Source organism: Streptomyces sp. NBC_01426, from assembly GCF_036231985.1.
Taxonomy (GTDB): Bacteria; Actinomycetota; Actinomycetes; order Streptomycetales; family Streptomycetaceae; genus Streptomyces.
This window is the reverse complement of the sequence record NZ_CP109500.1, coordinates 2,956,742-2,981,886: the sequence shown is the minus strand read 5'-3', so window position 1 is coordinate 2,981,886 and position 25,145 is coordinate 2,956,742. Positions and strand designations below refer to the sequence as shown.

Genomic DNA, 25,145 nt, shown 5'->3' with positions numbered 1-25,145 from the left:
CGTGGGACGACATAGTCGCAAGGACTCCGCCCCGGAGCGGCCCGGGCCGCCCGCGGAGCCCACGCCCTTCGAGGCGTTCGATCCGCCCGGGGTCTTCGGGGACTCCGGGCCCTTCGAGGACCCGGCGCTCCTCGACGAGCCGGGGGTCTTCGGGCCGTACGAGGCGCCCGCGCCCCGCCGTACACCGCCGCCGTACGTCCCGCGGGCCGGTGCCGGTCCGGCCGGTCGGGCACCCGAACCCACCGTCGCGCACCAGGGGTTCGCGTCCCCCGCCCCGCAGGCGCGGCCCGCCGGGCATCCCGAGCAGCGCGAGTCCGGTGGCGCGTGGGGCGCGAGCGCCTTCACCGACACCGGCTCGGTGTTCGCGGACCGGCCCGGCGTCCCGCGGGCCCGGGCGGCCGCCCCGCCGGCCCGGGACACCGACACCCCGGCCTTCGGCACTCCCGCCGTCGGCTTCCCGAAGATCACCCTGGCGCCGGCCGCCGCGCCGCCGGCCGCCGATCCCGGCGAGGCCCGCGTCGCCACCGGCGCACAGGGCCTGATCCCCGGGCCCCGGACGCCCGAGGCCGCCCCCGGCGCGGGCGGCGACGCCCCCGGGAAGCCGGCCACCGGTCGCGCCGGGAAGGTCCGCGCCTACACCGGGGTGGCCGCGGCGGCCGTCACGGCCGTGCTGGCCGTCGTGGTGGCCACGCAGGTGATCGCCGAGGGCGAGGCGGAGCGGAAGACGCAGGCGGGCCCCGAGGACAGCCAGGGTCGCGCCGTGCCCGGGCAGTCGCCGGCCTCCCGCTCGGACGACCGCCTCAAGCCCGACGCGCCGGCGCCGGCGCCGGTGGAGCTGACGTACGACCAGAAGATGGCGCTGCAACTTCCCATCGACGCGAAGCTGGCCGGCCCGGGCACCTTCGACACCGTGCCGGGCGTGGCCAAGGCGCCGGGCAAGGGCAGGCTCGTGCGCTATCGGGTGGACGTGGAGCAGAAGCTGGGGCTGGACGCCCAGCTCTTCGCGGAGGCGGTGCACCGCACCCTCAACGACCCGCGGAGCTGGGGCCACAACGGCGCGATGACCTTCGAGCGGGTGCCGGGCGGGGAGTCGGACTTCGTGATCACCCTGGCCAGCCCGGGCACCACCGGCGTGTGGTGCGCGAAGTCGGGTCTGGACACCACCGTCGACAACGTGTCCTGCGACTCCGCCTCCACCGAGCGCGTCATGATCAACGCCTTCCGCTGGGCGCAGGGCTCGCCCACCTACGGCGCGAACCAGATGTTCGCGTACCGGCAGATGCTCATCAACCACGAGGTCGGGCACCGGCTCGGTCACGGGCACGTGAACTGCCGCACCCCCGGCGAGCTCGCGCCGATCATGCAGCAGCAGACCAAGTCGCTCGACATCGACAACATCCAGTGCAAGCCCAACCCGTGGGTCTTTCCCGGGAGTTGATTTCCGGCGTTGACAAGCTGTCCGATGGTCGGTAATTGTTCTCCGCATGTCGCACCGCCACACCACCGCCGCGAGCGCCGCCATAGAGCTGGCGCTCCTCGGTGTGGCCGCGCACAGCGTGGCCGACATCTTCTGTCGCTGACGCCTGCCTGAGCGCGCGACGCCCTTCACCGTTCTTCGCCGCGCCCGGGTGCATCCGCCCGCAGGCGCGGCCCTTTTTTCGACATGACCCCGGTACGGCGCGATCACTCGCGCCGGGACCTCCCGCTGTCGGGACGTCCACCGGTGTGATCTCGGCGGCTGCCCCTCGCGTGGCATTCCTCCCCGATTCGCATCACGCCGAGAGGTCCCTTCTCCCATGCTCCGTCAGTCCCACACATCGCGCCGCGTGGCCGCGGTCGCCGTCAGCCTCGTACTGGCCGGGGGCGCCGCCGCCTGCGGGCCCAAGGACGCGGCGGACCGGGCCGGCTCCGGCGACAAGGCCGGCGCCACCGGCGGCGCCCCCGCCAAGGGCGGCACCCTCACCGTCCTCAACGCCGACCCCCAGAGCGACTTCGACCCGGCACGGCTCTACACCTCCGGCGGCGGAAACGTTCCTTCGCTGGTGTTCCGGACCCTCACCACCCGCAACCGCGAGGACGGCGCGGCCGGCGCCAAGGTCGTGCCCGACCTGGCCACCGACCTCGGCAAGCCGAACGCGGACGCCACCGAGTGGACGTACACCCTCAAGGACGGGCTGAAGTACGAGGACGGCACCCCGATCACCACCGCCGACATCAAGTACGGCATCGAGCGGTCCTTCGCCGCCGAGCTGTCCGGCGGCGCCCCCTACCTGCGGGACTGGCTGGTCGGCGGCGAGGCGTACCAGGGCCCCTACAAGGACGGCGGCAAGGGCCTCGACTCCATCGTCGTGCCCGACGCGAAGACGATCACCTTCAAGCTGCGCAAGCCCGAAGGGGAGTTCCCCTTCCTCGCCACCCAGACCCAGTTCGCGCCGGTGCCCAAGGCCAAGGACACCGGGGCCGCGTACGAGCAGCACCCGATCTCCTCCGGCCCGTACAAGGTCGTCAAGAACGACAACGACGGCGAACACCTCGTCCTGGACCGCAACCCGCACTGGGACGAGAAGACCGACGAGGAGCGCAAGGCCTACCCGGACAAGATCGACGTCCGCTCCGGCCTCGACGCCGCCGTCATCAACCAGCGCCTGACCACCAGCTCCGGAGCCGACGCCGCCGCCGTCACCACCGACACCAACCTCGGGCCCGCCGAACTCGCTCAGATCGGCGACAACAAGGAACTCGCCGCCCGGGTCGGCACCGGCCACTTCGGCTACATCAACTACCTGGCCTTCAACCCCAAGGTGGCCCCCTTCGACAATCCGAAGGTCCGCCAGGCCATCTCGTACGCGATCAACCGCACCAGCGTGATCAACGCGGCGGGCGGCTCCGCGCTCGCCGAACCGGCGACCACCTTCCTCCCCGAGCAGCAGGCCTTCGGCTTCACCAAGTACGACCACTTCCCCGCGGGCAAGACCGGCGACCCGGCCAAGGCCAGGGAACTGCTGAAGGAAGCCGGCTTCCCCGACGGCGTCGACGTCACGCTGACCCACTCCACCCAGCAGAACCGGCAGACCAGCCCCGAGGTCGCCACCGCCGTACAGCAGGCGCTCGCCGCCGCCGGGATCCGGGTCAAGCTGGAGGGCCTGGAGAACAACGCCTTCAACGAGAAGCGCTGGGACGCCAAGAACACCCCCGGCTTCTTCATCTCCCGCTGGGGCGCCGACTGGCCCTCCGGCGCACCCTTCCTCGCGCCGATCTTCGACGGCCGACAGATCGTCACCAACGGCTCCAACTACAACCACGCGCAGCTCGACGACCCCGCCGTGAACACCGAGATCGACGAGATCGCCAAGCTGACCGACCTGGAGGCCGCCGGCAAGCGCTGGGGCGCCCTCGACCGGAAGATCGGCGAGCAGGCCCTGGACGTGCCCCTCTTCCACCCCGTCTACAAGCGGCTCGTCGGCAAGGACGTCAAGAACGTCGTCATCAGCGACTGGACCGGCGTCCTCGACATCTCGCAGGTATCGGTCAAGTGACGCTCCTCGCCGACCGGTCGGCGCCCGCGCCCGGGGCACTCGCCCCGGGCGCGGGCGCCGCGCGGCAGGTCTGGCGGCGACTGCGCACACGGCCCTCCGCCGTCGCGTCCGCCGCCGTCCTGGCCCTCCTCGTCCTGCTCGCCCTCGCCGCACCCCTGCTCGCCCAGCTCGCCGGCCAGGACCCCAACGCCTACCACGACGACCTCGTCGACTCGGCGCGCGGCGGGGTCCCCCTCGGTTCCCTCGGCGGGATCTCCGCCGACCACTGGCTCGGGGTCGAACCCGGCACCGGCCGGGACCTGTTCACCCGGCTCCTGCACGGAGCCCGGATCTCGCTCCTCGTCGCCCTCGGGGCCACCGCCGTCCAGGTCACCGTCGGCATCGCGGCCGGACTGACCGCCGCCCTCGGCAACCGCGCCGTCGCCACCCTGATAGGCCGGACCACCGACGTCATGATCGCCCTGCCCATGCTGGTGCTCGGCGTCGCGCTGACCGCCGTGGTCCCGCCGGACTTCCCCCGACCCCTCCTGCTGATCCTCGTCATCGGACTGCTCGGCTGGGGCGGCACCGCCCGCATGGTGCGCGCCCAGACCCTGGCCCTGCGCGAGCTGGACTTCGTCGCCGCCGCCCGACTGTCCGGCAACGGCACCCTGCGGATCGCCCGCCGCGAACTGCTGCCCTCGCTGGCCGCGCCCGTGATCACCCTCGCCGCGATCAACGTGCCGACCAACATGGTGGTCGAGGCCTCGCTGTCCTTCCTCGGCGTCGGCGTGAAGCCGCCCACCCCGTCCTGGGGTCAGATGCTCTCCAGCGCCCAGACCTGGTTCCGCGCCGACCCGACGTACGTCCTGCTGCCCGCCGGGATGCTGTTCGTCACCGTGCTCGCCTTCACCGTCCTCGGTGACGCCGTCCGCACGGCCCTCGACCCCCGCGAGGCCTCACGGCTGCGGGTCGGCACCCGCGCCGGCCGAAAGGAGCGGAAGGCATGACCCGCTTCGTCCTCCAACGGACCGGCGGCGCAGTCCTCGTGCTGCTCACCCTGTCCATCGCCGTCTACCTCCTCTTCTACGTCGCACCCGGCGACCCCGCCCGCCTCGCCTGCGGGGAGCGCTGCGACCCGACGCAGATCGCCCAGGTCCGCTCACAGCTCGGGCTCGACGACTCGGTGATCGTGCAGTACCTGCACTTCCTCCAGGGCCTCGTGGCCGGCCGGGACTACTCCGCCGGCGCCGGACTGACCCTGCACTGCGACGCGCCCTGCCTCGGATTCTCGTACCAGAACGACCGGCAGGTCACCGAACTGCTGCTGGACCGGCTCCCCGCCACCGTGTCGCTGGCGCTCGGCGCGCTCGTGATCTGGCTCGTCATCGGCGTCGGCACCGGCCTGCTGTCCGCCCTGCGGCGCGGCGGGATCACCGAGCGGGTGCTGACCGTCCTCACCCTCGCCGGCACCGGGACGCCCGTCTTCATCCTCGGACTGCTGGTGCTCATGGTCGTCTGCGCCCACCTGCGCTGGCTGCCGTTCCCCACCTACGTGCCCTTCGGCGAGGACCCCGAACAGTGGGCCTGGAACCTGCTGCTGCCCTGGGTCACCCTCGGCTTCTTCGAGAGCGCCAAGTACGCCAGGGTGACGCGCAGCGCCACCCTGGAGACGCTCGCCGAGGACCACATCCGCACCTTCCGCGCCTACGGCGTGGGCGAACGCCGGATCGTCACCCGCCACGCCCTGCGCGGCGCGGTCGCCCCGGTGATCGCGCTGAGCGCCGTGGACTTCGGGACGATGATCGGCGGCGCGGTGCTGACCGAGTCGCTGTTCGGCATCCCCGGACTCGGCAAGACCCTGATCGACGGGGTCCGGGTGGTGGACCTGCCCGTGGTCGTGGGCGTCACCCTGGCCATCGGCACCGCCGTCGTGGTCGCGGGCACCGTCGCCGACCTGCTGTACGCCGTCGCGGACCGAAGGGTGGCCCTGACATGAGCGAACCACTGGTGGAGGTACGCGACCTCGTGGTCGACTTCCCGGTCGGCGCGCCGGGGGAGTGGCTCCGGGCCGTGGACGGGGTCTCGCTGACCCTGGACGCGGGTGGCGCCTTGGGCATCGTCGGCGAGTCCGGCAGCGGCAAGTCCACCGTGGCCGCCGCCCTGTTGGGCCTGCACCACGGGACCGGGACCCGAGTGACCGGCACCGTTCGGGTCGCCGGCACCGACCTGGCCGGCGCCGGCGCGCCGCAGCTGCGCGCCCTGCGCGGGGGCACGGCCGCCATGGTCTTCCAGGACCCGCTGAGCTCCCTCGACCCGTACTACGCCATCGGCGACCAGATCGCCGAGGTGTACCGGGTCCACGCCGACGTCTCCCGTCGCGCGGCCCGGGCCCGCGCCGTCGAGGTGCTGGACCGCGTCGGCATCCCCGACGCCGTGCGCCGCTCCCGCGCCCGACCGCACGAGTTCAGCGGCGGCATGCGCCAGCGCGCCCTCATCGCCATGGCCCTGGCCTGCGAACCGAGGCTGCTGATCGCCGACGAACCCACCACCGCCCTCGACGTCACCGTCCAGGCGCAGATCCTCGACCTGCTCCACGGACTGCGCGAGGAACGGGGCCTGGGCCTGCTGCTCGTCACCCACGACGTGGGCGTGGCCGCCGAGAACGTCGACGAACTGCTCGTCATGCGCGACGGGCGGGCCGTGGAGCGCGGGCCCGTCGGTCGGGTACTGGCCGAGCCCGCCGACCCGTACACCCGCGACCTCCTCGACGCCGTCCCCCGCCTCGACGCACCGCGCCCGTCGCGGCTGCGGCCCGCACCCGACGAGCCGGCCCCCGTCGTCGAGGCCTTCGCCCTGCGCAGGGAGTTCGGCCGGGGCAAGCGCGCCGTCACCGCCGTCGACGGCGTCTCGCTGGCCGTGCGCGCCGGCGAGACGCTCGGCATCGTCGGGGAGAGCGGCAGCGGCAAGAGCACCCTGGGTCGGATGCTCGTCGGGCTCCTGGAACCGAGCGCGGGCGAGGTACGGCACACCGGCGACGCGACCGCGACCGGCGCGGCCGTGCGCGACGGCATCCCGCACGGCGTCCAGATGGTCTTCCAGGACCCGGTGTCCTCGCTCAACCCGCGCCGCTCGATCGGCGAGTCCATCGCGGACCCGCTGCGCGCGGCCGGCGAGCGCGACGAGTCCGCGATCCGGGCCCGGGTCGCGGAACTGCTGGAACGCGTCGGGCTGGAGGCCGCCCACCACGACCGCTACCCGCACGAGTTCAGCGGCGGACAACGCCAGCGCGTCGGCATCGCCCGCGCCCTGGCCCCCCGGCCCCGCCTGATCGTCTGCGACGAACCCGTCTCCGCCCTCGACGTCACCACCCAGGCACAGGTCACCGCCCTGCTGGCGGAACTCCAACGGGAACTGGGCATCGCGCTCGTCTTCATCGCCCACGACCTGGCGGTGGTCCGGCAGGTGAGCGACCGGGTGGCGGTGATGCGGGCCGGGCGGATCGTCGAGGAGGGCCCGGTCGACGAGGTCTACGACCGGCCGCGCGACCCGTACACCCGCCGGCTGCTCGCGGCCGTCCCGGCCCTGGACCCGGACCGGGCCGGCGACCGCCGCTCCTCGCGACAGGAGGCCTACGCCTGAGCCGTCTCTTCCGGATCGTGCCGGGGCCGCGGCGCCCGTGCCCCGCCGCCTGCGGCAAAAGGGCCGCAGGCCCTTTCTAGCGTGCTCGAACGCGAACCGTACGGGAAAGTTACGACTCTTCACCCCTTCCGGTGGCGCGACGGACAACCGTCCGTCGCGCCCTCCGCATATCCGCTTGAGTTTCTTCCGCAGCGGGTCCCCGGACCGACGGAGGCCGCTCGCGACGGGAGAACGGGGGTGCCACTCGTGCGGATCGGACTGCTCACCGAAGGTGGTTATCCGTATGCGACGGGAGAGGCCAGGCTGTGGTGCGACCGGCTCGTGCGCGGGCTGCCGCAGCACGAGTTCGAGCTGTACGCGCTGAGTCGCAGCGCCGAGCAGGAGGAGCGCGGCAAGGTGCCCCTCCCGCGCCAGGTCACACGGGTGCGGACCGCCCCGCTGTGGGCCCCCGGCGACGACGGGCGGACACACTCCCGGCGTGAGCGGCGACGGTTCGCCGACTGCTTCAAGGACCTGGTCCGCGGCATCTGCGCCGGCGAGGCCGAACCCTTCGCCGCCGGCCTGTACGGGCTGGCCCAACTGGCCCGGGAACAGGGCGGGATGTACGCCGCCCTGCGGTCCGAGACCGCGGTGCGGGCGGTGGAGTCCGCCTGCCGGGCACCGGGCGCGAGCCGCACCGTGCGGAGCGCCCAGGTACGGGACCTGCTGGAGTTCGTGGACGAACTGGAGCGCGCACTGCGGCCGTTGTCCCTCGACTGGTACGAGGACCTCGGACAGGTCGACGTCTGCCACGCGACGGCGGGCGGCGTGGCGGCGATCCCCGGACTGCTGGCCAAACGCTTCTTCGGGGTACCGCTCCTGGTCACCGAGTACGGGGTCCAGCTCCGGGCGCACTACCTCGACCACTCCGAGGAGGAACGCCCCGCCGTACGGGCCCTCCTGGCCGCCTTCCACACCCGGCTCGCCGCCGAGATCTACGCCCGGGCCGACCTCCTGACCCCCGGCAACGCCCACGCCCGCCGCTGGCAGGAACGCTGCGGGGCCGTCCGGGAACGGATGCGCACCGTCTACCCCGGGATGGAGGCGGACCGATTCGCCACCGTCGGGGAGGACCCCGGGTGCGGGGACCCGGACACGCTGGTGTGGGTCGGCCGGATAGAGCCCGCCAAGGACCTGATCGCCCTGCTGCACGCCTTCGCGGAGGTGCGCAAGGCCGCGCCGGGGACCCGGCTGCGGATCTTCGCCACCGCCGTGGCCCCGGACTACCTCGCCGACTGCCGCTCGCTCGCGGCGCAGCTCTTCCCCGACGAGGCGGCCGACGCCCACGCGGTCGGCGAGAACCCCGTCACCTTCGAGGAGATCGGCGGACCCGACGCCCCCTCCTCCGCAGAGGCGTACGGCACCGGCCGGGTCGTCGTGCTGTCCTCCGTCATCGAGGGCTTCCCCATCACCCTCGCCGAGGCGATGTTCTGCGGCCGGGCCACCGTCTCCACCGACGTCGGCGCCGTCTGCGAGGTCATCGGCGGGACCGGCCTCGTCGTACCGCCCCGCAACCCGCGCGCGCTCGCCGACGCCTGCCTGTCGCTGCTGCGGGACCCCGAGCGGGCCCAACGGCTCGGCTCCGCCGCCCGGGCCCGCGCCCTGGAGCTGTTCACCGTCGAACAGAACGTCGAGGCCTTCCGGGAGAGCTACCTGCGGCTCCTCGCCCGGGGCTCCGCCCGGCCCGACGGGGAGGTCCCCTTCTCCCGACCGCCCGAGGCGCGCGTCCCCGGGCACTGGACCACACCCACCTGGGCATCGGTACCCGAGCCGGCCGCGGGGCCCGCGGCCGGGCCCGGGCCCGGCCTGCCGAACGCGGGGTCGGCTCCCGCTCCGAACACGGAGGCAGCGGTATGACCGGCACCAGCGTCGAGCACGTCACCCCGGTCGCGCCGCGGCGCAGACCCGCCGGCGATCCGGTGAAGGCACTCCTGCACCGGCACCGCGCCCTGTGCGAACGCGCCGTCGACCCGCTGGAGATCGCCGCCGGGCTGGAGGCCCACGGCATCACCGACCGCACCGCCGCCCGCTTCCGCCACCGGGACGTCTTCTCGCTCGCCGAGGAGCTGTACGCGCGGACCCCGCGCGGGGACGCCCCGCCCACCCCGCCCGACGCCGTCGCCGGCTCCCCGGTCGTACTGCGCGGCTTCGGGTGCTCCTTACTCCCCGGGGCCCTGGCGCTCGGCACGACCGCCGCCGGGGTCCCCTGGGCCGGACCGCTCTCCGCGGTGGCCGCCGTCGCCGTGCTGGTGTGGCCCGGGCGGACCGCCGGGGGGCGGTTCCCCGGCCTGATCCACCTGCTCGCGGCAGCCGCCGTCGGCTGGGCCGTCCACCGACACGGCCCCGCCCTCGGCGTCGCCCTCGCGGTCGCCGCCGCCCCCGGGTACCTGATCGGGGCCGGCTTCGCCGCACGGGCCCGACGCAGGCTCGCCGGGAGCCGGGCCCTGGAGGACTTCGCCGCCGGGATCCGGCCCCTGCTGGCCGCGGCCGTCACCGCCTTCGTCGCGGCCGCCGCGGGGGCGGCCGCGCTCGCCGGCACACCCCTCGCGGCGGCCCTGCCGCTCGCGGTGCTGCTGTTCCTCACCCGGCTGCTCCTCGGGCACGGCGCACACCGCGTGCCCGTGGCGGGGGCCCTCGCCCTCGCCCTCGTCCCGATCCCGGCGGTGCAGTGCGCCGCCGCGGCGGGACTCCTCGTCCACGCCTTCCGCGCGCTGACCCGTGCCTCCGCACACGCGCGTCCCTGAGCCCTTCGGAGCCGACGCCGAAGCGCTGTACCCCCATGTCGAGCCCACCACCCAAGGAGAAACAGGATGACCGGCCAGCCGAACAACCAAGGGGCCGCGCGATGAGGGTGCTGCTGATCGGAGCCAACGGATACCTCGGCCGCTACGTCGCGGACCGACTGCTCGCCGACCCCGCCGTCCAGCTCACCGCGCTCGGCCGCGGAGACGACGCGGACGTCCGCTTCGACCTCGCCACCGGCAGCCCCGGAGCGCTCACCCGCTTCCTCGACGCCGTCCACCCGGGCGTCGTCATCAACTGCGCGGGCGCCACCCGCGGCGGCGCCCGGGAACTCACCCGGCACAACACCGTCGCCGTCGCCACCATCTGCGAGTCGCTGCGCCGCAGCGGCTGCGGGGCCCGGCTCGTCCAGCTCGGCTGCGCCGCCGAGTACGGGCCCAGCCAGCCCGGATCGTCCACGGCCGAGGACGCCGTCCCGAGACCCGGCGGACCGTACGGCGTCAGCAAGCTGGCCGCGACCGAGCTGGTGCTCGGCTCCGGGCTGGACGCCGTCGTGCTGCGGATCTTCTCGCCCGTCGGACCCGGCACCCCGGCCGGCTCCCCGCTCGGCCGGCTCGCCGAGGCCATGCGGCGCGCCATGCAGTCCGGCGACGGCGAGCTCAAGCTCAGCGGACTCGGGGTGCAGCGGGACTTCGTGGACGTCCGTGACGTCGCGCGCGCCGTCCACGCGGCCTCGCTGTCCGCCGCGCAGGGCGTCGTGAACATCGGCACCGGTCGCGCGGTCCGCCTGCGCGAGGCGGCCGGCGTGCTCGCCCGGGTCGCGGGGTACGGCGGCGCCCTCCACGAACTCGACCTGCCGCAACAGCCGCACGCCCACCCGGGCCGGCCGCCGGGCCTCGCCGCCATCGGTTCGCCGCGCTCCGAGGCGACGGCCGAGCAACTGGCCGCGTCGGCCCCCCAGGCCCCGTACCCGGACGGCTGCGGCGCCTGGCAGCAGGCCGACGTGCGCACCGCCCGCGACCGGCTCGGCTGGCGTCCCCGGATCAACCTGGAGGAATCCCTGGCCGACATCTGGATGGAGGCGGCGTGCCGCATCTGACCACGTCGGAGGCGACGTCCGCGGCCACCGGCGCGGGCCGGATGGGCCTGGGGATCCCCGGGTACGCGCACCCGCTGCTCGCCCCGGTGGAATGGGCCGAGCTGACCCGGCCCGGCACCCCCCTGCACTGGGCCGTCCTCAACGTCTCGGACGGCCCGGGCGGGCGCCCCGACCCGCACTGCACGGAAGCCACCGCGAAGCTCCGCGGCGCGGGCGGCACCGTCGTCGGCCATCTCGCGATGCGAGACGGAACGCGCGCGTTCGGGGAGCTGATCTCCGACGCCCACCGCTTCCGGGACTGGTACGGGGTGGGCGGTTTCTACCTCGCCGACACCCCCTGCGACAAGGCGGACCTGGAGGGCGTCCGCCGGGTCGTGGACACCCTGCGCGGGCTCGGCGACGGACTGCGCGTCGTGCTCGGACACGGCACGCACCCGTACGCCGGCTTCGCCGAAGCCGCAGATCAGCTGGTCACCTTCGCCGGGACCTGGGCCGACTACCGCTGGTCGCAGGTGGCGGAGTGGACGGCCGAGTACCCGCCGGAACTCTTCTGCCACCTGGTGCACGGGGTTCCGCGCACCCACCTGGACGAGGCCGTGCGCATCGCCCGGTGGCAGGGCGCCGGCACGGTCTGGTTCACGGACCGGCGCAGCACTCCGGCGCGGGACCCCTGGGCTTCGATGCCCGGGTACTGGGACGAAATCGTCTCGCGGATCGGGACGAGTGTCTCGGAATGAAGTCGGGCGTGGCAGTGTTACGGAACAGAACAAACCTTTGATGCTCCCCGCGGCTGCGGGGATGACCCTGGAGTCCCCGTGTCGCTGCCACCCCTGGTTGAGCCGGCTGCCGAGCTCACCGTTGACGAGGTCCGTCGGTACTCCCGCCACCTGATCATCCCGGACGTCGGGATGGACGGGCAGAAGCGCCTGAAGAACGCCAAGGTGCTCGCGGTGGGCGCCGGCGGCCTCGGCTCTCCCGCTCTCATGTACCTGGCCGCGGCCGGCGTGGGCACCCTGGGCATCGTGGAGTTCGACGAGGTCGACGAGTCGAACCTCCAGCGCCAGATCATCCACAGCCAGGCGGACATCGGCCGGTCCAAAGCCGAGTCGGCCCGCGACAGCGTGCTGGGCATCAACCCGTACGTCAACGTGGTCCTTCACGAAGAGCGGCTCGAAGCCGAGAACGTGATGGAGATCTTCAGCCAGTACGACCTCATCGTCGACGGCACGGACAACTTCGCCACGCGCTACCTGGTCAACGACGCCTGCGTGCTGCTGAACAAGCCGTACGTGTGGGGTTCGATCTACCGCTTCGACGGCCAGGCCTCGGTCTTCTGGTCCGAGCACGGGCCGTGCTACCGCTGCCTGTACCCGGAGCCGCCGCCGCCGGGCATGGTCCCGAGCTGCGCCGAGGGCGGCGTGCTGGGCGTGCTGTGCGCGTCGATCGGGTCCATCCAGGTCACCGAGGCCATCAAGGTCCTCACGGGTGTCGGCGAGTCGCTGGTCGGCCGTCTGATGATCTATGACGCCCTGGAGATGCAGTACCGCCAGGTCAAGGTCCGCAAGGACCCCGACTGCGCGGTCTGCGGTCCCAACGCGACCGTCAAGGAACTCATCGACTACGAGGCCTTCTGCGGCGTCGTGTCGGAGGAGGCCCAGGAGGCCGCCGCGGGTTCGACGATCACTCCGAAGCAGCTCAAGGAGTGGATCGACCACGACGAGCCCATCGAGATCATCGACGTCCGCGAGATCAACGAGTACGAGATCGTCTCGATCCCCGGCGCGAAGCTGATCCCCAAGGGCGAGTTCCTGATGGGCACCGCCCTCCAGGACCTGCCGCAGGACAAGCGCATCGTCTTGCACTGCAAGACGGGTGTCCGGAGTGCGGAAGTCCTCGCGGTCCTGAAGTCGGCGGGCTTCTCCGACGCGGTCCACGTCGGCGGCGGCGTCATCGGCTGGGTGCACCAGATCGAGCCCGACAAGCCGGTCTACTAGGCCCCTGCCGAACGAACCAACCCACAGGCCCCCACCGCGAGCGCGGTGGGGGCCTGTGACGTCGGCGGCGGACCGGCAGACCGGGCCGTACCGGACTCACCGGACTCAGGTGCCCTCGGGCGCCACCGACTGCTGCTGAGTCGGCGTGGCCGACTCGCTCCGGGTGCAGACGGTGCCACTGGCCGGCACCTTCCCGTCCAGCAGGTAGGTGTCCACCGCCTTCTGCACGCACGGGTCGCCGCTGTTGTACGCGCCGTGGCCCTGCCCCTTGTACGTCAGCTCCACGCCGACGCCCGGGCCGAGCCGCTCGACCATCTTGCGCGCGCCCTCGTACGGGGTGGCCGGGTCACCGGTGTTGCCGATCACCACGATCGGGGCGGCCCCCGGGGCGGAGACGTCCGGGGTGTCCCAGGCGCCGGCCACCGGCCAGCCGGTGCAGCTCATCAGGGCCCAGCCGAGGAAGTCCCCGAAGACGGGCGAGGCCGCGCGGAACTCCCCGAGCTTGGCCTTGGTCTGCGCGAGCGAGTAACGCTCCTTGGAGTCGGCGCAGTTGATCGCCGTGTTCGCGGCGCCGATGTTGCTGTACCGGCCCTGCTGGTCCCGGCCGTTGAGCGCGTCGGACAGCGCCATCAGCAGTTGCCCCTGGCCGCCCTCGGCCTCGTCCAGGCCCTGTTCGAGCAGCGGCCACAGTTCCGTCGAGTACAGGGACTGGGCGATGCCGTTGGTCGCGGCGGACTCGGTGAGTTCGCGGTCGCCGATGCCGGGGATGGGCTTGGCCGCCAACTGCTTCTGCAGTTTGACGATGTTGTCCTCGATCTCCTTGACGCTGCTGCCCTGGAGCCGGCAGGCGTCGCCGCGGTCCACGCAGTCCTGGGCCCAGTTGTCGAGGGCGAGTTGGAAGCCCTTCGCCTGGCCCAGGGAGCCTTCCTCGGAGGTCTTGGTCGGGTCGACCACGGCGTCGAAGACGGCCCGGCCGACGTTCTTCGGGAAGAGGTGGGCGTAGACCCCGCCGAGTTCGGTGCCGTAGGAGATGCCGAAGTAGTTCAGCTTCTCGTCGCCGAGGGCCTGGCGGACGCGGTCGAGGTCGCGGGCGGCGTTCTCGGTGCCGACGTGGGGGAGCAGCTTGCCGGACTTGGTCGAGCAGGCCTGCTGGTACTTCTTGATGTTGTCGAGGAAGACCTTCTCCTGCGCCGGGGTGGTCGGGCTGGAGTCGGAGGCGTAGTACGCGTCCAGCTGCTTGTCGTTCTCGCAGCGGACGGGCGCGCTGCGGCCCACCCCGCGGGGGTCGAAGCTGACCAGGTCGTACCGCTGCCGCAGGCCGTCGTACTCCTTGGCGGCGCCGGGGAGGGTGGTGATGCCCGATCCGCCGGGACCGCCGAAGTTGAAGACGAGGGAACCGATCCGCTTGTCCTGATCGCGGGCCTTGGCCCGGATCAGCGCCAGAGGAATCGTTTCTCCTTCAGGCTTGGCGTAGTCGAGGGGCACGTCGAGCGTGGCGCACTGCCAGTCCTTGCCCGGAGCCTGCCCGCCGCCCTCGGCGGCGGTGGGGGGATCGCAATCACCCCACTTCAGGGACGTGGCGCCCGAGGCACTGCCGCCCCCGGTCTTCTTGTCCTTGCTCCCGTCGTCGGAACAGGCGCTGGTGCTGACCAGCGCGGCGGCGAGGGCGGCGGCAGCGGTGACCCGCAGGGCGTTTCTCGGCATGCACCCATCCTGTGGGTGAACGGGCCGGCCCGCGCGTGCCATGAGCCATCCGGGTGGGGCGCCCGAGCGCCGCCGTTCCCGGCCGCCGGGGGTGCCGGCCGGGAACGCGTCCGGGCCGCTCGGGCGCGGGTCAGGCGCAGGTCAGGCGCTGCTCAGGCGCCGCTCAGGAGCCGCTTCGCCGCCGCGCGACCCGTGGCCACGCAGGACGCGACGCCCACGCCCTCGTACGCCGCCCCGCACAGGGCCAGCCCCGGCAGCTTGCCCGCGGCCTCGCGGATGCGGGCGACGCGCTCGCGGTGGCCCACGCCGTACTGGGGCAGCCCCCGGTCCCAGCGGGTCACGCGGGCCGCGAGGGGCTCGCCCATCGGGCCCACCGCGCGGTGGAGTTCCGAGACGGCCGCGCGGATCAGGTGCCGGTCGGGGCGGGCGAGCGGTTCGGCCTCCCCGATCCGGCCGATCGAGGCCCGCAGCACGAAGGTCTCGGGGGAGGCCTCGCGCAGCCAGGACCACTTGTTGGAGAGGAACGAGACGGCCTTCAGGGTGTGGCCGTCCGTCGGCGGGACCAGGAAACCGTTGCCCTCGGGCAGCAGGTTCGCCCGGGCACGGGAGAACGCCATGGTGATGACGGCCGTCGAGGCGTACGGGACGGCCGCGAGTTCCGCCTCGGCCAAGGGCGAGTGCGGGCGCAGCAGTTCCGCCGCCGCGAAGGCGGGGAGCGCGAGGACCACGGCGTCCGCCTCCATCGTCAGCACGCCGTCGTCCGTGACGGCCCGTACCCGCCAGCGGTCGCCCGCGATCCGGTCGAGGGAGCGGGCGGTGGTTCCGGTGAGGACGCGGGCCCCGCAGGCCCGGGCCACGGCCTCGGGGAAGCGCCCGGCGCCGCCGACCACGCCCTGGACGGCCACGGTCGCCGGCCGCGAGGCGCCGGCCGCCTTCAGCCGGCGCAGCTCGGGCAGCAGCGGGACGCCCCGTTCGGCCAGGGCCGCGATCCGGGGCAGGGCCGCGTGCAGCGACAGCCGGTCGGCGCGGCCCGCGTAGACGCCGCCCAGCAGGGGCTCGACCAGGCGGTCCACGACCTCCCGGCCGAACCGCGCCGAGAGGTACTCGGCGACCGAGCGGTCCCCGACGAGGGGGCTCGCGGGCAGGGTCTCCTCCGCCGCCGCCCGGGCGACGCCCTCGGGGGAGAGCAGCCCGGAGCCGGCGAGCGCCGCCGGGTGCGTCGGGATGCCCATCACATGGCCGGCCGGCAGCGGGCGCAGGCCGCCGTCGGTCCAGATCGTGGTCGGGGACGGGGCGGGGTCGCACAGGCTCGGACCGAGCCCGACGGCCGTCGCCAGTTCCACGGCCTCCGGGCGCAGGGCCATCAGGGACTCGGCGCCCTCGTCCACGGTGATGCCGGCGACGGTGCCGGTGCGGAGTTTGCCGCCGACCTTCGGGCCGGCCTCCAGCACGGTGACGTCGGCTGCTTCGCGCAGCTGCCACGCCGCCGCCAGACCACTGATGCCGCCACCGATGACGATCACTGAACGCATTGATTCTCTCCCGGGACCGATGTGTCCCCCTTACGCACCGTAGGGGGCGCCGGGGGGCCGGCACCTCGTGCTTTCGGTCAGACTCCGCAGCTCGTCCCGGTACGGGAAGCTGCCCGGCTCGTAGGCGCAGTACGGGTCCGACTCCAGCACGTCCCCGGTGAACCCGTACGCCCGCGACCGCGAGCCCCCGCACACCGCCTTGAACTCGCAGGCCCCGCACCTCCCGCGCAGCAAGGAGGGGTCGCGCAGGGCCGTGAACAGCGCCGAGTCCCGGTAGATCTCCGTCAGCGGACGGCCGTGCACGTTGCCCGCCGAGACCGGCGGGAAGCCGCTCGGATGGACCTCGCCGGTGTGCGAGACGAAGACGAAGCCGCGGCCCGAGGAGACATCCATGGGCGGGCGCCGTGCCGTCCGCCGTTCGCCCCGGAAGAGCCCCAGTTCCGCGGCGCGGGCCATGAGCCGCCCGTACAGGGGGCCCAACCGCGGCCGTTCCCCGTGCGCGTCGAGGATGCGGCATTGCAGTGCGACCCGCCGGAAGTGATGGCCCTCGGTGGTCTTGGTGGCCGGCGCCGTGCCGCAGTCGTGGAGGAAGTGCAGCACGTCCTCCACCTCCCGCGCGGTGAGCGGCTCCAGCCGTTCGCCGCGCCCCGCGGGAGGCTCTCCCGGGTCACCGTCGTGTTGATCTGCACCCGCAGCCCGAGCGCGCGGGCGGTCCGCCAGCCGTCCAGCGTCCAGTCGAACACCCCGTCCACGCCGCGGAAGGCGTCGTGCCGCTCCGCCGTGGAACCGTCCAGGGACAGGGACAGCGCCACCGCCCCCGCGTCGCGCACCGCCACGAGGTTCTCCCGCGTCAGTGTCGGCGTACCGGACGGGGAGACCGCCACGCGCAGGCCGAGCGACGTCCCGTACGCCACCAGGTCGGTGAGGTCGGCGCGCTGGAAGGGGTCCCCGCCGGTGATCACGAACAGCGGGCCCGGCCGGCCGAACCCGGCGATCGCGTCCATCAGCCGGCGGGCGTCGGCCCCGTCGAGCTCGTCCGGGTGGCGGGCGGTCACCGCCTCGGCGCGGCAGTGCAGGCAGGCCGGCGGGCAGGCCCGGGTCGCCTCCCAGATGACGATGAAGGGACGTTCCGCCACCGCGTGGCGGGGCCGGCGGACCACCGTGCGCACGCGACGGGCGGTCACGACACCCGCTTCCAACCGCGCTTGGCCGGACGGTCGACGGTCGGCTCCGGATCCCGCCTGCGGTAGACCACGTACGGGCGCACGACGTACCTCAGCGGCGCCGAGAACATGTGCACCAGCCGGGAGTAGGGGATCAGCGCGAAGAGCGCGAAGCCGAAGACGATGTGCAGCTTGAAGGCCAGGGGGGCGCCCGCCATGACGTGCACGTCCGGCTGGAGGGTGAACAGGCTGCGGAACCAGACCGAGATCCCCGTCCGGTAGTTGTAGTCGTCCGTCATGCCCGTCGAGTTGAGGATCGTGGCCGTCAGCCCGAGGACCATCGCGCCGAGCAGCACGGTGTACATCAGGTGGTCGCCGCGCACCGTCGACCGGCGGACCGCGGTGACCGTGAGGCGCCGGTACACGAGGAGGGCGATGCCGACGGCCGCCGCGATGCCCGCGACCGTGCCGGTCCCGATGGCCATCAGGTGGTAGGCGTGGTCGTCGAGACCGACCGCGTCGGTCCAGCCCATCGGGATCAGCAGGCCGACCACGTGCCCCAGGACCACGAACAGCATGCCGAAGTGGAAGAGCGGCGAACCGATCCGCAGCAGTCGCGACTCGTGCGACTGGGAGGAGTGGGAGGTCCGGCCGAAGGCGTCGAACCGGGCCCGCCAGAACGTGCCCGCGACGAGCAGCGTGAGCGAGACGTACGGGAGCACGCCCCACAGGAGGAGGTCCATCAGGCGCTCCGCCTCTCGGGTGTCGTGGGCCAGGGAAGGTCGGTCGGGGTGGCCGTCGGCAGGTCGGTGGGCAGGTCCGCGGGCATGTCGATGCCCGGCCCGAACGGTTCGAGCGCCGAGCCCGCGCCGACCAGCTCCCGCGGCGGCCCGTTCCTCGCCAGGGCCTTCGCCTGCGCCCGGGTCTCGGGCGAGGGGCCGGGCAGCGTCGCGCAGACGGCGACGAGGACCGGGGCGTACGGGGAGTCGGACTCGGCGAGCGCGAGCCGCAGCAGTTCCAGCCCGGCCCGGTGCTCCTGGAGCAGCTCGGCGCCGGCTTCCTCGCGGCGCGCCGCGAACTCCAGGGCCGCCGGCAGGAAGTCGGGCAGTTCCTCGTCCGCGAACTCCAGCCCGAAGTCCCGGTAGATGCGCTTCAGCCGCACCAGCGACAACCCCCGCCGGCGGGTGTCGCCGTCCACCCACCAGGTCAGGTGGAGGCAGCGCCGGTTGCGGGTGTCGAAGGTGGAGGTGTAGCGGGCGCACAGGTCGATCGGGGTCCGCGCCTCGGCGTCGTCGAGGAACGCGCCGAGCAGCGCGGCCGGTTCGGCGGGCGCTCCGCAGAGGGCCGCGCGCAGGCGGGGCAGCTCCTCGTGGAAGTGGTCGCCGGGGTAGCGCAGGACGCGGCTCGCGACCAGTCGTACCAGGGCGTCGCCGCTCATCCGTCGTCCGGTCACGAACTCCTCCTGGTGGGTCCGAGGTTGAGCATCACGCGGGGCTCGGAAGGGTGCTCCGCGACCGGGCAGTCCCGGTCGACGGGGGCGGTGGGGTGGGACGCGGCGAGCGCGTCGGCCTCGGCGCGGGCGGCGCTGGGGACCACGAACCGGTCCTCCTGCTTGGCGACGGCCAGCAGCCGGAACAGGTCCTCCATCTCCCGGCCGGTCAGCCCGACCGCCTCCGCGATCGACTCCTCCCGGGGTTCCCCGAGGTTGATCCGCCGCATGTGGGAGCGCAGGGCGGCCATCCGGCGCAGGACGGCCTCCACCGGCACGGTGTCGCCCGCGGTGAGGATCGCGGCGAGGTACTCGACGGGGATGCGCATCGCGTCGATGGCGCCGAACAGGTTGCCCGCGTCCTCGCCGTCGCTGCCCGTCGCCGCGACGGCCTCGACGACCGGGGAGAGCGGCGGGACGTACCAGACCATCGGCATCGTCCGGTACTCCGGGTGCAGGGGCAGGGCCACCTGGTAGGTCGCGATCAGGTCGTACACCGGGGACCGGCGGGCCGCGTCGAGCCATTCGTCGGTGATGCCGGCGGCGCGGGCGGCCGTGATCACGGCGGGGTCGTCCGGGTCGAGGAAGCAGTCCACCTGCGCGGGGTACAGGTCGTGCTCGTCCTCGACCGAGGCGGCCTCGGCGACCTTGTCGGCGTCATAGAGCATCACGCCGAGGTAGCGCATCCGGCCGACGCAGGTCTCCGAGCAGACCGTCGGCATGCCGATCTCGATCCGGGGGAAGCAGAACGTGCACTTCTCGGCCTTGCCGGTCCGGTGGTTGAAGTACACCTTCTTGTACGGGCAGCCGGTCACGCACATCCGCCAGCCGCGGCAGCCGTCCTGGTCGACGAGGACGATGCCGTCCTCCTCGCGCTTGTACATCGCGCCCGACGGACAGGAGGAGACGCACGCCGGGTTCAGGCAGTGCTCGCAGATCCGGGGGAGGTAGAACATGAAGCTCTGCTCGAACTCGAAGCGGATCTTCTCGCCGACCTCGTCGCGGATCTTCTCGACGATCGGGTCCCTCGGCGCGTGGGTGGGGGCGCCGCCCAGGTTGTCGTCCCAGTTCGGCCCCCACGCGATGGTGTCCATGGGCTCGCCGGTGATCTGCGAGACGGGCCGGGCGGTGGGCAGGTCGTCGCCGGCGGGCGCCTCGGTGAGGTTCTTGTACTCGTAGGTCCAGGGCTGGTAGTAGTCGTCGATCCCCGGCAGGTCCGGGTTGGCGAAGACCTTGCCGAGCTTCGCGAGACGGCCGCCCGCCTTGAGGCGGAGCCGGCCGGAGCGGGTGCGCTCCCAGCCGCCCTTCCACTTCTCCTGGTCCTCCCAGCGGCGCGGATAGCCCTGGCCGGGGAGGGTCTCGACGTTGTTGAACCAGACGTACTCGGTGCCCTGCCGGTTGGTCCACGCCTGCTTGCAGGTGACCGAGCAGGTGTGACAGCCGATGCACTTGTCGAGGTTCATCACCATTGCCACTTGTGCCATGACGCGCATGGGGATCAGAACTCCACCTTCTGGTCGCGGCGGCGGATGACCGTGACCTCGTCGCGCTGGTTGCCGGTCGGCCCGAGGTAGTTGAACGCCCAGGTCAACTGGGCGTAGCCGCCGATGAGATGGGTGGGCTTGAGCATCACCCGGGTCAGGGAGTTGTGGATGCCGCCGCGGCGGCCCGTCTTCTCCGTCCTGGGGACGCCGACCGTGCGCTCCTGCGCGTGGTTCATGTAGACCGTGCCGGGCGGCATCTTGTGGGAGACGATCGCGCGGGCGGTGACCACGCCGTTGCGGTTGACCGCCTCGATCCAGTCGTTGTCCGCGACCCCGATCGCGTCCGCGTCCTGCGGGGACATCCACACCGTCTGGCCGCCGCGACCGAGCGTCATCATGTACAGGTTGTCCTGGTACTGGCTGTGGATGGCCCACTTGTTGTGCGGGGTCAGGTACCGCACGGCCACCGACTTCGCCTTCTCGTCGACCGTGCCGAGCTCCGGCTCCCCGTACAGGGTGTGCATGTTCAGCGGCGGCTTGTAGACGGGCAGCGACTCCCCGACCTCGTGCAGCCAGTCGTGGTCGAGGAAGAAGTGCTGCCGGCCGGTGAGGGTGTGCCAGGGCTTGAGGTGCTCGGTGTTCACGGTGAACGCGGTGTACCGGCGTCCGCCGGCCTCCGAGCCCGACCACTCGGGCGAGGTGATCACCGGAACCGGCCGGGCCTGGGTGTCCGCGAAGGTGATCCGCTTGCCCTCCGCCTCGGCCGCCAGGTGCGCCATGCGCGTGCCGACCTTCCTCTCCAGGGTCTCGAAGCCCTGGGTGGCGAGCCGGCCGTTGGAGGTGCCGGACAGCGAGAGGATCGCCTCACAGGCGCGCCGAGCGGTGTCCAGACGCGGACGGCCGTCCGCGACCCCACCTCTGACCAGGCCGTTCTTCTCGCCGAGGTAGGTGACCTCCTCGGCCACGTCGTAGGTGATCGCCTTCGTGGTGACACCGAGGGAGTCGACCAGTGGGCCGAGCGCGGCGAACTTCTCGCCGACCGCCCCGTAGTCCCGCTCGACCACGGTCAGGTCGTACATGGTGCGGCCGGGCACCGGCTCGCACTCGCCCTTCGACCAGTCCAGGGCGACCCCGCCGGGCTGGGCCATCTCACCCCCCGCGGTGTCGTGTTGCAGGGCGGTCGCCACCAGGTCCTTGCGGACCCCGAGGTGCGTGCCGGCCAGCTCGCCGAACCGGCGGGCGATCGCGAGGAACGCGTCGTAGTCGGACCGGGCCTGCCAGGGCGGGTCCACGGCCGGGGTGAAGGCGTGCAGGAAGGGGTGCATGTCCGTGGAGGACAGGTCGTGCTTCTCGTACCAGGTGGCCGCCGGGAGCACCACGTCCGACAACAGGGTGGTGGACGTCATTCGGAAGTCCATGCTCATGAGCAGGTCGAGCTTGCCCTCGACGTCCTCCTCCCGGTACGTCACGTCCTTCGGCGTACAACGCGGCCCGTCGTCGGGGAGGTTGGAGTGGGTGCCGAGGAGGTGCTTGAGGAAGTACTCGTTTCCCTTGGAGCTGGAGCCGAGCAGGTTCGCCCGCCACACGTTGAGCACGCGCGGCCAGTTGCGCGGCGCGTCCGGGTCCTCGCCGGCGAAGCCCAGCTCGCCGTCGCGCAACTGCCGGACCGTCTCGGCGACCGGGTCCTCGGCCTCGGCGAGGTCCAGCGGGTTGCGGTCGAAGGTCGGGTAGGAGGGCATCCAACCCATCCGGGCGCTGGCCGCAAGGCAGTCCGAGCCGGTCATCCCGTCGAAGGCACCGGAGGCCAGCGGCGAGGCCAGCGCCTCCGCCGGGAGGGTGTCGTAGCGCCACTGGTCGGTGTGCAGGTAGAACCAGGCCGCGCCGATCATCTGGCGCGGCGGACGCGACCAGTCGGAGGCGGCGGCCAGCGTGGCCCAGCCGGTCACCGGACGGCACTTCTCCTGCCCGACGTAGTGGCCCCAACCGCCGCCGTTGCGCCCCTGGCAGCCGGTGAGCGTGAGCAGGGCGAGGAAGGCCCGGTAGATGGTCTCGGAATGGAACCAGTGGTTCGTGCCGGCGCCCATCAGGATCATGCACCGGCCCTCGGAGGACTCCGCCGTCCGCGCGAACTCCCGTGCCACGCGCGCCGCCTGGGCCGCGGGCACCGAGGTCAGCGACTCCTGCCAGCCGGGAGTGCCGGGCTGCGAGGCGTCCTCGTACGAGGACGGCCACGCGCCGGGGAGCCCCTCGCGGGCCACCCCGTACTGCGCCAGCATCAGGTCGAAGACCGTGGTGACGAGCCGGTCGCCGAGCCGGCGCACGGGCACGCCCCGGCGGACCGTGCCGCCGCGCTCGTCCTCCTCGAAGCGGGGCAGGGTGATCTCGGCGCTCTCGCCCTCGCTCTCCCCGATCAGGCTGAGCCGGGGCACCGTGTCACCGAGGTCCAGGTTCCAGTCGGGTCGCTCGCCGTCGCCCCAGCGGTGACCGAGGGTCCCGTTCGGGACCACCGGCTCGCCGGTCACGTCATCGACCAGGACGGTCTTCCACCGCGCGTTCCCGGTGTCCCGGCCCAGATCGGCCGCCGTCACGAACTTGCCCGGGACCAGGCCGTTCTCCGTCTCGCGCAACGACACCAGGAACGGCAGATCGGTGTACTTGCGCACGTAGTCCGTGAAGAAGGGGGTCTCCTTCTCCACGAAGAACTCCTTGAGGATCACATGGCCCATCGCCAGGGCCAGCGCGCCGTCCGTCCCGGGGTGCGGGTGCATCCACTCGTCCGCGAACTTGGTGTTGTCCGCGAAGTCCGGGGAAACCGTGACGACCTTCTGCCCCCGGTAGCGGGCCTCGGCCATCCAGTGCGCGTCGGGGGTCCGGGTGACCGGCACGTTCGAGCCCCACATCATCAGGTACGCGGCGTCCCACCAGTCGCCCGACTCGGGGACGTCCGTCTGGTCGCCGAACACCTGCGGAGAGGCCACGGGAAGATCGGCGTACCAGTCGTAGAAGCTCAACATCGGCGCGCCGATGAGCGAGTGGAACCGTGCCCCGGCCGCGTGCGAGGCCATCGACATCGCCGGGATCGGCGAGAAACCGGCCACCCGGTCCGGGCCGTGCTCCTTGATCGTGTGCACGTGCGCGGCGGCGACCAGCTCCGTCGCCTCCTCCCAAGTCGCCCGCACCAGACCGCCCTTGCCCCGCGCCCTCTGGTAGGCGCGGCGGCGCTCGGGATCCGCCTGGATGTCGGCCCAGGCCGCCACCGGGTCGCCGAGCCGGCCCTTCGCCTCGCGGTACATCTCCAACAGGGCGCCGCGCACGTAGGGATGACGGACCCGGGTGGGGGAGTACGAGTACCAGGAGAAGGAGGCGCCGCGCGGACAACCGCGGGGCTCGTACTCCGGACGGTCGGGACCCACCGAGGGGTAGTCCGTGGCCTGGGTCTCCCAGGTGATGATCCCGTCCTTGACGTACACCTTCCACCGGCAGGAACCGGTGCAGTTCACGCCGTGCGTGGAGTGGACGACCTTGTCGTGGCTCCACCGGTCGCGGTAGAACGCCTCGGCGGCCCGCCCGCCCGTCCGGTGGACCGTGCGCAGGTCGTCCGACACTTCGGCGCGGGTGAAGAAACTGGCCGCCCTGAGCAGTGAATCGGCGGCGTCCTGATGTCCCTGACGCTTGAACAAGGCGATCCTCCAGGCCGGAGAGGGTGAGGTGCGGTCCGGACGAAAGGACCCATGACGACGCTACGCCCGGCGCCGCGGCCAACCCGGTGACAAAGGTCCCGTGGGTGGGTGACCAACTTCCGGTCTTTCGCGGGCCGAGAGGGCGCACGCTGGAAGGAGCCCGACCTCCGCGAACGGGCGGCACCTCACCCGACGCGACGGCGGCATCTCACGCGACGGCCGCATCTCACGCGACGGCCGCATCTCACGCGGCGGCGGAACCTCACGCGAGGAACAGCGGAACCTCACGCGACGGAACACCCGGACAAGGGGAGAGCGGTGGCGAGAAGTCGGTGGCTGCCGGACCAACACGGCGCGTGGGCGATGCTCACGGTCCCCTTCCTGGCCGGCACCTTCCTCGCCCCGCACCCCGGGCCGGCGCACGCGGTGCTCCTCGCCGCCTGGTCCGCCGGGTACGTCGCGCTCTTCCACGGCCAACAGTGGCTCCGGCTCCGGCTGCGGCGCGCCTCGCGCCGACCGGCGGCGGCCCGATGCCACGTCCGCCCGGGGCTGGTCTTCGCCGCGGTGTTCCTGGTCCTCGGGATCCCGCTCGCGGTCCGGCACCCCTGGCTGCTGCTCGCGGCCGCCGCCTGCGGCCCCTTCGTCGCGGTGAACACCCTGTACGCCCGCGTGAACCGGGAGCGGGCGCTCCCCAACGGCCTGGCGGCGGTGGTCCCGGCGTGCGGGATGCTGCCGGTCGCCGGACGGCTGGGCGGGGCCGGGCTGCCGTGGGCGCCGGCGGCGGCCTGCCTGCTCTACTTCTGGGGCACGGTCCCCTACGTCAAGACGATGATCCGGGAGCGCCGCTCCGCCGGGTACCGCCGCGCATCGGCCGCCTACCACGCGGTGGCCATCGTCGCGGCGACCCTGCTGTCACCCTGGCTGGCCCTGCCCTTCGCGGGCTACCTGGCCCGCGCCGTCGCGCTGCCGGGGCGCGGCGTGAAGGTCCCGGTGGTCGGCGCCGTCGAGATCGCCGGCTCCGCGGCCCTGCTGCTCACGCTGCTGCTCGTCTTCTGAGCCCTA

The 25,145-nt window shown here is 73.0% G+C and carries 19 protein-coding genes and 1 pseudogene; 12 read left to right on the top strand and 8 right to left on the bottom strand.

The window, feature by feature from the left end:
* Nucleotide 1: 1 nt before the first annotated feature.
* The 11 genes from OG906_RS12850 to moeZ all read left to right on the top strand — a co-directional run bounded on the left by OG906_RS12850 (nt 2) and on the right by moeZ (nt 13,031).
* The gene (locus OG906_RS12850; protein WP_329442601.1) at nt 2-1,438 is read left to right on the top strand and encodes a DUF3152 domain-containing protein; all 1,437 of its coding nucleotides are present in this window, start codon (nt 2-4) and stop codon (nt 1,436-1,438) included.
* A gap of 46 nt (nt 1,439-1,484) precedes the next feature.
* Nucleotides 1,485-1,580: an Ms4533A family Cys-rich leader peptide gene (locus tag OG906_RS12845; RefSeq protein ID WP_323178900.1), complete on the top strand. Its 96-nt coding sequence runs from the start codon at nt 1,485-1,487 to the stop codon at nt 1,578-1,580.
* A 216-nt stretch (nt 1,581-1,796) separates the two neighbouring features.
* On the top strand, nt 1,797-3,536 hold the full coding sequence (locus tag OG906_RS12840; protein WP_329442598.1) for an ABC transporter substrate-binding protein: 1,740 nt from the start codon (nt 1,797-1,799) through the stop codon (nt 3,534-3,536).
* A complete protein-coding gene (locus OG906_RS12835) occupies nt 3,533-4,525 on the top strand; it encodes an ABC transporter permease (protein WP_329442596.1) in 993 nt (330 codons plus the stop codon). Before OG906_RS12840 ends, OG906_RS12835 begins: the two co-directional genes overlap by 4 nt.
* On the top strand, nt 4,522-5,514 hold the full coding sequence (locus OG906_RS12830) for an ABC transporter permease (protein WP_329442594.1): 993 nt from the start codon (nt 4,522-4,524) through the stop codon (nt 5,512-5,514). The genes OG906_RS12835 and OG906_RS12830 overlap by 4 nt, the downstream gene beginning before the upstream one ends.
* The gene (locus tag OG906_RS12825; RefSeq protein ID WP_329442592.1) at nt 5,511-7,157 is read left to right on the top strand and encodes an ABC transporter ATP-binding protein; all 1,647 of its coding nucleotides are present in this window, start codon (nt 5,511-5,513) and stop codon (nt 7,155-7,157) included. Before OG906_RS12830 ends, OG906_RS12825 begins: the two co-directional genes overlap by 4 nt.
* 246 nt (nt 7,158-7,403) lie before the next feature.
* A complete protein-coding gene (locus tag OG906_RS12820; protein WP_329442590.1) occupies nt 7,404-9,053 on the top strand; it encodes a DUF3492 domain-containing protein in 1,650 nt (549 codons plus the stop codon).
* The gene (locus OG906_RS12815) at nt 9,050-9,940 is read left to right on the top strand and encodes a hypothetical protein (protein ID WP_329442588.1); all 891 of its coding nucleotides are present in this window, start codon (nt 9,050-9,052) and stop codon (nt 9,938-9,940) included. Before OG906_RS12820 ends, OG906_RS12815 begins: the two co-directional genes overlap by 4 nt.
* A gap of 101 nt (nt 9,941-10,041) precedes the next feature.
* Nucleotides 10,042-11,037, top strand: coding sequence for an NAD-dependent epimerase/dehydratase family protein (locus OG906_RS12810; RefSeq protein ID WP_053680430.1), 996 nt, complete (start codon nt 10,042-10,044; stop codon nt 11,035-11,037).
* Nucleotides 11,025-11,774, top strand: coding sequence for a spherulation-specific family 4 protein (locus OG906_RS12805; RefSeq protein ID WP_329442586.1), 750 nt, complete (start codon nt 11,025-11,027; stop codon nt 11,772-11,774). The genes OG906_RS12810 and OG906_RS12805 overlap by 13 nt, the downstream gene beginning before the upstream one ends.
* 78 nt (nt 11,775-11,852) lie before the next feature.
* A complete protein-coding gene (moeZ, locus tag OG906_RS12800) occupies nt 11,853-13,031 on the top strand; it encodes an adenylyltransferase/sulfurtransferase MoeZ (protein WP_329442584.1) in 1,179 nt (392 codons plus the stop codon).
* Nucleotides 13,032-13,136: 105 nt separating this feature from the next.
* Here the strand turns inward: moeZ and OG906_RS12795 are convergent, their stop codons facing one another.
* The 8 genes and pseudogenes from OG906_RS12795 to OG906_RS12760 all read right to left on the bottom strand — a co-directional run bounded on the left by OG906_RS12795 (nt 13,137) and on the right by OG906_RS12760 (nt 24,083).
* The gene (locus tag OG906_RS12795) at nt 13,137-14,735 is read right to left on the bottom strand and encodes an alpha/beta hydrolase (protein WP_329442582.1); all 1,599 of its coding nucleotides are present in this window, start codon (nt 14,733-14,735) and stop codon (nt 13,137-13,139) included.
* 152 nt (nt 14,736-14,887) lie between these two features.
* Nucleotides 14,888-16,267, bottom strand: a complete 1,380-nt coding sequence (gene hemG / locus OG906_RS12790; protein WP_329442580.1) for a protoporphyrinogen oxidase — start codon at nt 16,265-16,267, stop codon at nt 14,888-14,890.
* A 30-nt stretch (nt 16,268-16,297) separates the two neighbouring features.
* The gene (locus OG906_RS12785) at nt 16,298-16,867 is read right to left on the bottom strand and encodes a hypothetical protein (protein ID WP_329448219.1); all 570 of its coding nucleotides are present in this window, start codon (nt 16,865-16,867) and stop codon (nt 16,298-16,300) included.
* A gap of 128 nt (nt 16,868-16,995) precedes the next feature.
* A pseudogene (locus tag OG906_RS12780) lies at nt 16,996-17,322 on the bottom strand (radical SAM protein); the annotation flags it as partial.
* A 125-nt stretch (nt 17,323-17,447) separates the two neighbouring features.
* The gene (gene narI, locus OG906_RS12775) at nt 17,448-18,173 is read right to left on the bottom strand and encodes a respiratory nitrate reductase subunit gamma (protein WP_329442578.1); all 726 of its coding nucleotides are present in this window, start codon (nt 18,171-18,173) and stop codon (nt 17,448-17,450) included.
* Nucleotides 18,173-18,868 (bottom strand): nitrate reductase molybdenum cofactor assembly chaperone, encoded by a 696-nt coding sequence (gene narJ, locus OG906_RS12770; RefSeq protein ID WP_329448011.1) that lies wholly within the window; start codon nt 18,866-18,868, stop codon nt 18,173-18,175. Before narJ ends, narI begins: the two co-directional genes overlap by 1 nt.
* 11 nt (nt 18,869-18,879) lie before the next feature.
* Nucleotides 18,880-20,412, bottom strand: coding sequence for a nitrate reductase subunit beta (gene narH / locus OG906_RS12765; protein WP_329442576.1), 1,533 nt, complete (start codon nt 20,410-20,412; stop codon nt 18,880-18,882).
* Nucleotides 20,413-20,417: 5 nt separating this feature from the next.
* Entirely contained in the window at nt 20,418-24,083 is a 3,666-nt protein-coding gene (locus OG906_RS12760; protein WP_329442574.1) for a nitrate reductase subunit alpha, read from the bottom strand.
* A gap of 318 nt (nt 24,084-24,401) precedes the next feature.
* On the opposite strand from OG906_RS12760, the gene OG906_RS12755 reads away from it, so the two are divergent.
* Nucleotides 24,402-25,139 (top strand): YwiC-like family protein, encoded by a 738-nt coding sequence (locus tag OG906_RS12755; RefSeq protein ID WP_329442572.1) that lies wholly within the window; start codon nt 24,402-24,404, stop codon nt 25,137-25,139.
* Nucleotides 25,140-25,145 lie beyond the last annotated feature (6 nt).